Origin of the sequence: Nocardiopsis sp. NPDC006198 (assembly GCF_040613895.1) — a bacterium.
Taxonomy (GTDB): Bacteria; Actinomycetota; Actinomycetes; order Streptosporangiales; family Streptosporangiaceae; genus Nocardiopsis; species Nocardiopsis tropica.
On the sequence record NZ_JBEXSY010000041.1, the window covers coordinates 49,804 to 60,952 of the forward strand.

At 72.7% G+C, this 11,149-nt stretch carries 10 protein-coding genes; 7 read left to right on the forward strand and 3 right to left on the reverse strand.

Features of this window, described 5'->3' with window-relative positions:
* The first annotated feature begins 1 nt into the window (after nucleotide 1).
* Genes sufD through ABZ234_RS23680 form a run of 6 tightly spaced genes read left to right on the forward strand, consistent with a single transcriptional unit; the run spans nucleotide 2 to nucleotide 4,439 of the window.
* The gene (gene sufD, locus ABZ234_RS23655) at nucleotides 2-1,162 is read left to right on the forward strand and encodes a Fe-S cluster assembly protein SufD (protein WP_355013482.1); all 1,161 of its coding nucleotides are present in this window, start codon (nucleotides 2-4) and stop codon (nucleotides 1,160-1,162) included.
* Nucleotides 1,155-1,490, forward strand: a complete 336-nt coding sequence (locus ABZ234_RS23660; protein ID WP_267949043.1) for a non-heme iron oxygenase ferredoxin subunit — start codon at nucleotides 1,155-1,157, stop codon at nucleotides 1,488-1,490. The genes sufD and ABZ234_RS23660 overlap by 8 nt, the downstream gene beginning before the upstream one ends.
* 9 nt (nucleotides 1,491-1,499) lie before the next feature.
* Nucleotides 1,500-2,261, forward strand: coding sequence for a Fe-S cluster assembly ATPase SufC (gene sufC / locus ABZ234_RS23665; protein ID WP_344183881.1), 762 nt, complete (start codon nucleotides 1,500-1,502; stop codon nucleotides 2,259-2,261).
* A gap of 3 nt (nucleotides 2,262-2,264) precedes the next feature.
* Nucleotides 2,265-3,566: a cysteine desulfurase gene (locus ABZ234_RS23670; protein WP_267949045.1), complete on the forward strand. Its 1,302-nt coding sequence runs from the start codon at nucleotides 2,265-2,267 to the stop codon at nucleotides 3,564-3,566.
* A 19-nt stretch (nucleotides 3,567-3,585) separates the two neighbouring features.
* Entirely contained in the window at nucleotides 3,586-4,062 is a 477-nt protein-coding gene (sufU, locus tag ABZ234_RS23675; protein ID WP_355013483.1) for a Fe-S cluster assembly sulfur transfer protein SufU, read from the forward strand.
* Nucleotides 4,062-4,439: a metal-sulfur cluster assembly factor gene (locus ABZ234_RS23680; protein WP_355013484.1), complete on the forward strand. Its 378-nt coding sequence runs from the start codon at nucleotides 4,062-4,064 to the stop codon at nucleotides 4,437-4,439. The genes sufU and ABZ234_RS23680 overlap by 1 nt, the downstream gene beginning before the upstream one ends.
* A 137-nt stretch (nucleotides 4,440-4,576) precedes the next feature.
* On the opposite strand, the gene ABZ234_RS23685 is transcribed toward ABZ234_RS23680, so the two are convergent.
* Together ABZ234_RS23685 and ABZ234_RS23690 are read right to left on the reverse strand one after the other, a co-directional pair.
* Entirely contained in the window at nucleotides 4,577-5,335 is a 759-nt protein-coding gene (locus ABZ234_RS23685; protein ID WP_267949048.1) for a DUF2470 domain-containing protein, read from the reverse strand.
* 164 nt (nucleotides 5,336-5,499) lie between these two features.
* Nucleotides 5,500-7,866 (reverse strand): hypothetical protein, encoded by a 2,367-nt coding sequence (locus tag ABZ234_RS23690; RefSeq protein WP_267949049.1) that lies wholly within the window; start codon nucleotides 7,864-7,866, stop codon nucleotides 5,500-5,502.
* 744 nt (nucleotides 7,867-8,610) lie between these two features.
* Between ABZ234_RS23690 and ABZ234_RS23695 the strand changes: the two genes are divergently transcribed.
* Nucleotides 8,611-9,504: an SGNH/GDSL hydrolase family protein gene (locus tag ABZ234_RS23695; RefSeq protein WP_267950322.1), complete on the forward strand. Its 894-nt coding sequence runs from the start codon at nucleotides 8,611-8,613 to the stop codon at nucleotides 9,502-9,504.
* Nucleotides 9,505-9,672: 168 nt separating this feature from the next.
* Here ABZ234_RS23695 and ABZ234_RS23700 read toward each other — a convergent pair whose 3' ends face one another.
* Complete coding sequence (locus ABZ234_RS23700) at nucleotides 9,673-10,764, reverse strand: EAL domain-containing protein (RefSeq protein ID WP_267949050.1); 1,092 nt, start codon at nucleotides 10,762-10,764, stop codon at nucleotides 9,673-9,675.
* Nucleotides 10,765-11,149: the final 385 nt, after the last annotated feature.

An 11,149-nucleotide genomic window follows, 5' to 3' on the forward strand; every position in this document is an offset into this window, starting at 1 on the left:
GTTGACCGGCCCCAGCATCGAACCCAAGGCCCACAGCCACGGCCTCGGGGACATCCCGTTCTCCAAGTTGGCGACCCACGGGTCGTTCGACGTGAACGACTTCCCCGTCCCCAACGGCCGCGAGGAGGAGTGGCGCTTCACGCCCGTCCGCCGCCTCAAGGGCCTGCACGACGGCACCGCCGTCGCCGGCGGCGCCGACAAGCTCGACATCGACGCCCCCGAGGGCGTCACCGTCGAGACCGTCGGCCGCGGCGACGCCAGGCTCGGCACCGCGGGCTTCCCGGCCGACCGCGTGATCGCCCAGGCCTACACCTCCTTCGAGGAGGCCACGATCGTCACGGTCGCCAAGGGCAAGGCCCTGGAGCAGCCGGTCGTCATCAACCGGGAGGCCCAGGGCGGCACCCGCTTCGACCAGTACGTCATCGACGTCGAACCGCTGGCCGAGGCGATCGTCGTCCTCAACCAGACCGGTACGGGCGTCCGTGCGGGCAGCGTGGACATCCACGTCGCCGAGGGCGCGCGCCTGACCCTGGTCAGCGTGCAGGACTGGGACCGCGACGCCGTCGACGTGTCCCAGCACAACGCGCAGGTCGCCAAGGACGCCACGTTCAAGTCGATCGTGGTCACCCTCGGCGGCGACCTGGTCCGGCTCTCCCCGAAGGTGGCCTACAAGGGGCGCGGCGCCAACGCCGAGCTCCACGGCCTGTACTTCACCGGCGACGGCCAGCACCACGAGCACCGCTCGCTCATCGACCACAACATGTCCAACACCCGGTCCCGGGTGGAGTACAAGGGTGCGCTGAGCGGCAAGGGCGCGCACGGCGTGTGGATCGGTGACGTGATCATCGGCGAGGGCACGACCGGCACCGACTCGTACGAGCACAACCGCAACCTCCAGCTCACCGACGAGACCCGCGTCGACTCGGTGCCCAACCTGGAGATCTTCACCGGCGAGGTGGAGGGCGCCGGCCACGCCGCCGCCAGCGGCCGCCTCGACGACATCCACCTGTTCTACCTCCGCTCGCGCGGTATCCCGGAGGACGAGGCCCGCCGCCTGGTCATCCGCGGCTACTTCCTCGAGCTGATCAACCGCATCCCGGTCGGTGAGCTGCGCGAGGGGATCATGGACAAGGTCGAGCGCAAGCTGGCCGAGCATGAGTGAGGGCACTCGCTGGGTGAAGGTCGCCGAGCTCGCCGAGATCCCCGAGGAGGGGGTCCTCGGCGTCGAGACCGACGACGAGACACCCATCGCGCTGGTCCGCTCCGAGGGTGAGGTGTTCGCCGTGCGGGACGTGTGCTCGCACGCCGAGGTCCGCCTCTCCGAGGGCGAGGTCGAGGACGGCACCATCGAGTGCTGGCTGCACGGCTCCTGCTTCGACCTGCGTTCGGGGGCGCCGATCAACCCGCCCGCGACCCAGCCGGTTTCCACCTATGACGTGAAGATCGACGGCGACGACGTACTCGTGTCGTTGGACGAGAAGAATTCCTGAGGCTTTGACATGACGAAGTTCGAAATCCGCGGTCTGCGTGCCGACGTTCTCATCGGTGAGAACGAGAGGCAGGAGATCCTCAAGGGCGTCGACCTGACCATCAACTCCGGTGAGACCCACGCCATCATGGGCCCCAACGGATCCGGCAAGTCCACCCTGGCCTACGCGATCGCCGGCCACCCGCGCTACGAGATCACCGAGGGCGAGGTGCTCATCGACGGGGAGAACATCCTCGACATGAGCGTGGACGAGCGCGCCCGCGCCGGCGTGTTCCTGGCCATGCAGTACCCGGTCGAGGTGCCCGGCGTCTCCATGTCCAACTTCCTGCGCAGCTCCGTCACGGCGGTGCGCGGCGAGGCCCCCAAGCTCCGGCAGTTCTCCAAGGAGCTCCAGGGCGCGATGAAGGACCTGTCCATCGACTCGGCCTTCGCCGCCCGCGGCGTCAACGAGGGCTTCTCCGGCGGCGAGAAGAAGCGCCACGAGATCCTCCAGCTGGAGCTGCTCAAGCCCAAGGTCGCGATCCTGGACGAGACCGACTCCGGCCTGGACGTCGACGCGCTCAAGGTCGTCTCCGAGGGAGTCAACCGCGCCAAGGCCAACGGTGAGATGGGCGTCATGCTCATCACGCACTACACCCGCATCCTCAACTACGTGAAGCCGGACTTCGTCCACGTCTTCGCCCAGGGCCGCATCGCCGAGTCCGGCGGGCCCGAGCTGGCCGACGTGCTGGAGGCCGACGGCTACGAGCGCTTCGTGAAGGTGGGCGCGTAACCCATGACGACAGTCCGCGAGTTCGGTCGGGCCGACGCCGGTCCGCTTGACGTCGCGGCGCTCCGGGAGGACTTCCCGATCCTCTCCCGGACCGTCCGCGACGGGCGTCCGCTGGTGTACCTCGACTCCGGGGCCACCTCGCAGAAGCCCCGCCAGGTGCTCGACGCCGAACGTGAGTTCTACGAACGCCACAACGCGGCGGTGCACCGTGGTGCGCACCAGCTCGCGGAGGAGGCGACCGACGCCTACGAGTCGGCCCGGGAGACCATCGCCCGGTTCATCGGCGGCGACGCCGGCGAGGTGGTGTTCACCAAGAACGCCACCGAGGCGATCAACCTGGTGGCGTACGCCATGGGCAACGCCGCCACCGCCGACGAGGGACTGCGCGGCTTCCAGGTGGGTCCCGGTGACGAGATCGTCGTCACCGAGATGGAGCACCACGCCAACCTGGTGCCGTGGCAGGAACTCTGTCGGCGCACCGGCGCGACGCTGCGGTGGTTCCCGGTGACGGGGGAGGGCCGCCTCGACCTGTCCGGCATCGGCGAACTGGTCAACGAGCGCACCCGCGTGGTCGCGTTCACGCACCAGTCCAACGTGCTGGGCACCGTCAACCCGGTGGCGCCCGTCGTCGCCCGCGCCCGCGAGGTCGGCGCCCTGACGGTCCTGGACGCCTGCCAGTCGGTTCCGCACATGCCGGTGGACGTCACCGAGCTGGGCGTCGACTTCCTGGCGTTCTCCGGGCACAAGATGCTCGGCCCCAACGGCATCGGCGTCCTGTGGGGCCGCCGGGAGCTGCTGGAGGCGATGCCGCCGTTCATCACCGGCGGATCGATGATCGGCGTCGTCCACATGGAGTACTCCACGTGGGCGGAGCCGCCGCAGCGGTTCGAGGCCGGCGTGCCGATGGCCCCCCAGGCCGTCGCCCTCGCCGCGGCCTGCGACTACCTGTCGAAGGTGGGCATGGACCGGGTCGCCGCGCACGAGCACGAACTCACCGAGTACGCGCTCGAGCGGGTGGGCGCGCTGGAGGGCGTGCGGATCATCGGTCCCACCGAGGCGGTCGACCGCGGCGGCGCGGTGTCGTTCGTCGTGGACGACATCCACCCGCACGACCTGGGCCAGGTGCTCGACGACCGGGGCGTGGAGGTCCGTGTGGGCCACCACTGCGCCTGGCCGCTGCACCGCACACTGGGGGTCCAGGCGACCACGCGCGCGTCCTTCTACCTCTACAACACGCTGGAGGACGTGGACGCGCTGGTGGGGGCCATCAGGGACGCCCAGGGGTTCTTCGGAACCCGGCCCTAGAACGAGGAACAGCCTGACCATGCAGCTGGACGCGATGTACCAGGAGATCATCCTGGACCACTACCGGAACCCGCACCACAAGGGGCTGCGGGAACCGCACGACGCGGAGGCCCACCACATCAACCCCACCTGTGGGGACGAGGTGACGCTCCGCGTGGCGCTGACCCCGGCCGAGGGCTCGGCCGGGCTCGACGAGAAGGCCGTCGTCAGCGACGTCTCCTACGAGGGGATGGGCTGCTCGATCAGCCAGGCCAGCACCTCGGTGCTGACCGACCTGCTGATCGGACGGACGGTCGCCGAGGGCATGACCACCCTGGACGCCTTCACGGAGCTGATGCAGTCCCGGGGCAAGGGTGAGCCCGACGAGGACGTCCTGGAGGACGCCGTGGCGTTCGCCGGGGTGTCCAAGTACCCCGCGCGCGTCAAGTGCGCCCTGTTGGGCTGGATGGCGTGGAAGGACGCGGTGTCGCAGTCCATGGAGAAGGAAGGCGTCTGATGAGCGAGAACGAGACGACAACGGCCGAGGCTGCCGAGGCCCCCGAGACCGCGCCCCTCTCCCCGGAGGCGGAGGCGCTGGCCGAGGAGATCGGCGAGGCGCTCAAGGACGTGATCGACCCCGAGCTGGGCGTGAACGTCGTCGACCTGGGCCTGCTGTACGGGGTGAGCGCCGACGACCAGGTCATCACCCTGGACATGACGCTGACCAGCGCGGCGTGCCCCCTGACGGACGTGATCGAGGACCAGGCCAACAGCGCCCTCGACGAGTTCGAGCGCGAGGTCAGGATCAACTGGGTCTGGATGCCGCCGTGGGGTCCGGACAAGATCACCGACGACGGGCGGGACCAGCTGCGCATGCTGGGCTTCAACGTCTGAGGCATCACGGATGACCGCGCGGCGGGCCGGGACCACGGGTCCCGGCCCGCCGCGTTCGTGTGCCGGGGGCCTCTCGCGGGGACCGGTTCCCGCCGCGGCCGCCCTCCCCGGGGGAGCGGAGGCGGCGCGGCCGCTCCTCAGGGACCGCAGCGGTGGGGGAGGCCCGCCATGCCGTGGACCTCCGCCGCGACGTCGTGGGGGGTGTCCGCGGGCCTGCTGAAGGGGAGCCGGGCGTCGACGTCGCCCTCGGGGCCCTCGAAGCGGAGCGTGATCCCGTACCGGTCCACGCCCAGCGGCCGCGGTCGCCCGGGCGGCAGGGGTTCGGGGGAGCGCACGGCGATCGCGTGCAGGATGTCGGGGTGGTCCTCCTCCAGGTGGCGCAGCCACTCGCCCTCCCGGCGCCCGAAGGGATCGGTGCGCGCGCGGACGAACTCGTCCGTGCGCAGGAGGTGGCAGCCGTCGGTGTCGGAGTGGACCACCAGGTAGGGCTCCAGGGCCACCATCGTCCGTCCGTGGCCGATGTCGAGCAGCCGTTCGTCGGGATCGTCGCGCAGGACGCGGAGGGCGCGCAGACGGGCCGTCGGGTGGTCCAGCCGGGTGAGGGTGCCGCTGATCCACAGGAGGGAGCGTGTGCGGTCGCGCAGGGGCACAGGGGCCGTGTCGGTGAACTCGACCGTGGCGGCGGTGGTGTGGCGGCCGATCCGCTCCAGGAGGAGGTGGCGGTCGGGGACCAGCAGGCTCACGGAACCGTTGGGGTGGATGTGGCAGGCGGGTTCGTCGAGGTGCACGGCGTGGTCCCGGGTCGTCACGGTCACGGGGTTGGGACGGCCCAGGACCGACCGCGCGCGTTCGGCGGGCGGGGGAGCCAGGTGCTGGTACGTGGACAGGGGAACCACCTCGATTCTTACTTAGGTGAGGCTAACCTACATGGTTCGCCCCCTGGTAGGACACCCCCGGGCGCGCCTTTTCGCGGAGAGGCGGGCGCACGACGGAAGCCGCCCCGGGACGGCGGTCCCGGGGCGGCGAGGATCGAAGGGGCGGAAGGAGCCCCCGGAAGGGGTCAGTGCGCGGCGAACAGCCCCGAGCGCAGCTCCCCGGCGATGTCGTTGTCACCGCGCAGGTTCAGCAGGTCGATGAGCGACTGCGGGTCGGCGAGCGCGTCGTCGTCGTGGTCGGTGATACGGCGCGACAGGATCTTGAGGGCCTCGTCGGTGGAGGCGGGCGCCGTGTACCCGCTCAGGTGCAGCGCCCGGGCCGCGGGCGTGTACCCGCTCAGGTCCGTGGCGGGCAGCTTGCGCGCGTCCAGGCGGTCGCCCGCCACGGTGATGAACATGCGGTCGCCGGGCTGGGCGGCCTGGCGGCGCAGCAGCGGCCGCAGCGAGTCGAACGCGGGCTGGTCCCTCCAGACGAGGACCAGCAGGTCCGCGCCGGGCGCGGTCAGGCACAGCAGGCGGCCCGGCTGGAGCCCCAGGTGCGTGGCGTAGCCGTTGGGGACGGCCACGGGGGCGCCGTTGAGGTGGTCGGCGGTGATGTCGATGCGGTGCCACCAGCGCCCGTCCGGGGCGCGGAAGCACCGGGCGGCCATCGCCGGGTCGCTCGCGCCGGGGCGCGCCGCGGGGGCGTGCGAGGCGAGGACCGGCTGGAGGGCGGGGCCCGGGCCCCCGTGCGGGTGCCCGAGGAGCACGGGCCGGTGGGGTTCGAGGCCTGTGGGGACGAACACCGCGCCCGCCTGGTCGTGGACGGTCCTCTGCCGGTGCTCCGGAAGAGCGGCGACGGGCTCGGGCTGCGCCGGGGCCCCGGGCCCCTCGACGCGTCGCCGGATCGGCAGCCCGTTCTCGGTGGTGGCGCCCGAGTCCTCCGGGGCGATGTGCCCCGGGTGGCTGGTGGGAGCCTCCATCGGGACAGAGGCGTCGACGAACACGTGCCCGTCCTTCAGGCTCACCCCGGGGGTGCTCAGCAGCCAGGCCCGGAGCTCCTGCTGGCGGATGCCGATACGGCCGAGCCGCAGGCCGGCCTCGGTCATGTCGGGGGCGTCGCCCAGGAGCTCGCGGGTCTGCCAGCGCAGGCGGTTGGGGTCGTCGGCGATGAGCCAGCCGTTGTGCATGCGGCGGTCGGTGAACAGGGTGATGATGACCCGCCACAGGGGCGTGTTGAGGGTGGGCACGTCCACCGGGTGGTCGGGGTGCGCGTTGATCAGCCGGTCGATGGTGGTTGCGGACCCCAGCTGGTCGGACAGCTCGCGCATGTGCTTGGTGACCGCCGCGCCCTCGGGCGAGTTGAGCCAGCGCAGCAGGCGCTCCTCCACCTTGCGCTGGGCGCCGCGGATCTCGGTGACGTCCACCGCGATCTGCTCGGAGAGCACGCGGATGCTGATGGGGTCGGTGGCGAAGAGGCGCTCGGCGGCGACCGTCCGCTCCAGGTCGGGCCAGGAGCGGAACATCTCCTCGACCAGGTCCACCAGGGGGTGCTGGCCCAGGGCGGGGGCCGGGGGGCGCTCCTCGACGTGGTCGGGCCGCATGGCCTTGGGCGGGCCGAAGCTGGGCCGGCGCAGCGTGCGGCCGGGGCCCACCAGCGAACTGCGGAACTGGGAGCGCAGGTCGCCCGGGGCGCCCTCGCGCCCGGCGTCGGAGCCGGCGGCCTCGGCGCCCGGCGCGGGGCCGGGGAGCATCGCGGCGGAGCTCACCATGCCGGTGGGCGCGGCGCCGCCGTGCCCGTTGACGGGCGCCTCCTCCGTGAAGGGGGCTTCGGCCCCCTCGCGCTCCTCGCGCTGGGCCCGCAGGGCGCGCAGGGTCCGGATGGCGCGGGTGGCGGGTGTCTGCGGCGGCGTCGAGCCGTGGCCGGCGGACTCCGAGGCGTCGGCCGCGCCGTCGGCGCCCGTGGCCGCGCTCAGGTACTCCAGGGCGCTGCGCACGTGGTCCGGCACCGTGTCGGGGATCCAGTGCGCGATGGTGCGCACGGCCTCCAGCATCAGGGCCGGCGAGGGGGTCGGGCCGCCGGGCAGCTCGCAGCAGGGCTGGAGCGCCCGCCAGGCGACGGTGCTCACGACGTCGAGGACCCCGCATCCGGAGAGCGGCCACTCCCCGATCTCCTGGGGCGCGGTGGAGATGAGGCGGTCCCAGTCGCCCGCGGCGGCGGTGACGGCGCCGCGTACCGGCTCGGACAGGTCCGCGCAGCTCACCTGCTGGGTCCGCAGGCTCGGCAGGAACTCGGAGAGGGGCACGTGCCCCCACTGCTCGACCGCGAGGCGCGCGATGCCGTGGGCCAGCCACGGGGGGCCCGCGATGTCCAGGACGCGCGCGACCGGGAGCGAGTGCCACCAGCCGTCGATCAGCCGGTCATGGTGGAGAAGGGGTGCCACGTCCGGCGACCTCGACCACCGCAGGGCGGGAGCGAGGTCGACGAGGCAGATCGGAGAGACGGCGTTCATCCGCTGGGGACCTCGACCTCCTGGTGTCTGCACGTGAATTGGGGAGGAACCGCACGGGCCTTCGGTTCGATGCACCACAGTACGCGCCCTTCACCCGGACGGGGGCCGGACCGCGAACCGGTCCGGTGCTTCGCGGGTGGGCACGGCGGGCCGGGGGACAGGGGTGCCGTGAGCACTTCCCCGAGATCGTACGTGCCCCGGAGCCGCATGGGTACCCCCAGGTCGGCCCGGTCCGCGGCGACCCCGCCGTGACCGCGCTGTGTGATGACCGTGACAAGGGGGATCGGCGTCCGTGGAACCCGATACCGTGTGAGCTAGCTCATAGGGGGCATGCGGCTCATATCGAACCGGGCAGTCGTTGTTATTCACTGTGCCGTCATATGCGCGCCCTCTCCGCGAAACAGGGGCGCGCGGCCGCCCGGGGAGAGGGGACCACCCGGAGCGGGCCGGCGGGCCCCCGGGTCAGGCGTTCCGACGCCGGTCGTGGGTATGCTGGTCGGGCACTGTCCTCGCCCGAACGACCTTCGGCCGGGTGGCCGCGCTCCGCGGCCGACCAGGGGTCGACGGTGTTCGGACCCGGGTCGGCGGTACACCGCGGCCCGTACCAGGATTCCGTTCCCGCGCACCCTCGGCGCTTCGTAGGCGTGGGACGGTCGAGCCGGATGATTGGTTGACGTGACAGACCTTGAGACGAATCCCCCAGCGGCCGCTCGCGCGAGCAGACCGGACGTCATCCGGTCGTTCGTGGCGATCGGCGACAGCATCACCGAGGGGATGGAAGACGACAGCGGCCCCAACGGCGAGTACCGCGGATTCGCGGACCGTCTCGCGGAGCACCTCGGCACGATCTCCCCGGACTTCCGGTACGCCAACCTGGGTGTGCGTGGCCGGCGCATGCGCCACATCTTCGGCGAGCAGCTCGACCAGACGCTGGACTGGAAGCCCGACCTGGTGACCGTCCTCGCGGGCGGCAACGACGTCCTGCGCCCCGGCGGCGACCTCGACCAGCTGGCCGAGCACTTCGAGTGGGGCATCCGCCGCCTGCGCGACGCCGGGATCCGCGTGGTGATCCTGTCCGGGCACGACACCGGCTGGATCCCCGTCCTGCGCTACTACCGCGGCCGCATCGCGGTCTTCAGCATGCACATGCGCGCCGTCGCCGAGCGCACCGGCACCGAGATCGTCGACCTGTGGGCGCTCAACGCCCTCACCGACTCCCGCGCCTGGAGCGACGACCGCCTGCACCTCAACGGGGCCGGCCACCAGATCGTCGCCGCCCGCATCGCCGACCTCCTCGGCTTCCCCATGGGGCCGCGCGAGTCCTGGACCGACCCGTGGAGCACACCGCCCCAGCAGCTGCCCCGCATCCTGCGCCGCCGGGAGAACCGCCGGTGGGCCCGCCAGTACGGGGTGCCGTGGCTGCGGCGCCGCCTCATGGGCCGCTCCTCCGGGGACGGCCGCCTGCCCAAGCGACCGGAGCTGGAGTACCTGCACGACGAGGCCACCCGCGCCCGGATCGCCCTGGCGATGGAGGAGGCCGGGGTCCTGGAGTCGGACTACGACGCGTACGCCGCAGGCGACGGCGCCGCTCCCACCAGCAGCCCCTCGGGCACCAAGGGCCCGGACCCCGTGGACTGAGCCGCCGCGAGGCCCCGGCGGGCCCCGCACCCTCGTGGTGCGGGGCCCGCCGTTCCTTCCGGCCGGGGTCCCGGCCCGCGGCCGGGAGCGGGCCCGCCCGTTTCCGCCGGTCCGGCGCCCGGGCGCGCTGCGGGTACGGAGCGGCGGGGCGCGCCCCGGGCGCCCGCGTCAGCTCCGCGAGAGGGACTGGATGAGGTCGCTGATGTGCACCACGCCCAGGCACTGCCCGTAGGAGTTGGTCGCGACCAGGTCGTCGTAGACACGGTCGGTGTCCTGGCCCGCCACGCGCAGCGCCGCCAGGGCGGTCATCCACGCGGGGATCGTGCGCGGCGACTCCGCCAGCCGCAGCGCCGGGCGCTTGGCGTGCAGCGCGTGCCCGTACCGGCCCGTCACCGACAGCAGGAACCGGGTGCGGTCGATCACCCCGACGGGCCGCTCCCGGTGGTCGATGAGGATGACGCTGTTCAGCGCCGGGTCGCCCGTGAACGCCTCCAGCACCTGCTCGGTGGTGGTGTCGGAGTCGAAGCCCACCGGGGGGAGCATGAACTCGGTGACCCGCGGCCCCGCGTCCTCCTCCCGCCCCTGGGACGCCGTCGGCTCGGGCACGGGGGTCACGCGCTCCCCGGGCCGCCACGTCCTGTCGGCGAAGAACTCCCCCGTCCCCACCCGTATCCCGCACGCGCGCAACCGCAGCACGTCCTCGGCCGTCCCCACGCCGGAGGCCATCGCGTACACGCCGCTGCCCCGGCCGATCCGGGCGAGGCCCTCGACGACCGTCGCGTGCCTCTGGTCGGTCGCCACCCCCGAGACGATCTCCGGGTCGATCCGCATCAGGAAGGGGGCGGCCTCGACCACGAGGTCGGGCCGCACCATCGACGTGCCGAAGCCGCACCGGAACCCCGCCGCCCTCAGGCGCGACACCCCCGGCGAGACCACCGACCGCGGCAGGTCGGCCAGGTCCGTGCCGAGCAGGAAGGTGATGTCGCGCGGGCGCCGGCCCGCGCGCCGCATCCGGCTCTCCACCAGGGCCACGAACCCCTCCCCGGCGGTCAGGATCCTCGCGGGCAGGGGGAGGACGAGCGGCAGCAGGCTCTCGGTCCCGGCCGCCTCCGCGACGAGGTCCAGCACCCAGTCGGCCACGGCCGTCCCCTCGTGGACGCCCATCTCCGCGTTCGGAGGGCCCCCGGGGACGGCGGGGTGCGGTGCGGGCGGTGCGGCGACGACCTCCACCGCGACGACCGCGCCCGAGTCCAGGTCCACGACGGGCCGGTAGCCGGGGGAGCGGGACGGGCGGGGCGCGCCGGGGGGACCGGCGACGCCGGGGGAACGCCGGGGGCCCGCACCTGGTCCCGACGGGTGCGCCTCTGACGTGTGGTGGGGATGCAGGGCAGACACATACTCATGGTGACCCCGATCAGGGCGCACATGAAGACCTGTTCGCGGCTGTTCAGCTCAGCTTCACGACCTGTTCGGCGCGGCGCGCGCACGGTCGCGGAGGCGCGACCGACCGTGGCCGCGAAAAGCCCCTGACCTGGTTCGGGTCCGCGGACCGGAGCGGGGACGACGTGTCCCGGACAGCGCTCGGCCGTGTGGTCGGCGCTGAGCGCACCGGGGCTGGTGTGGACGCGAACGGGCGAGACGACCC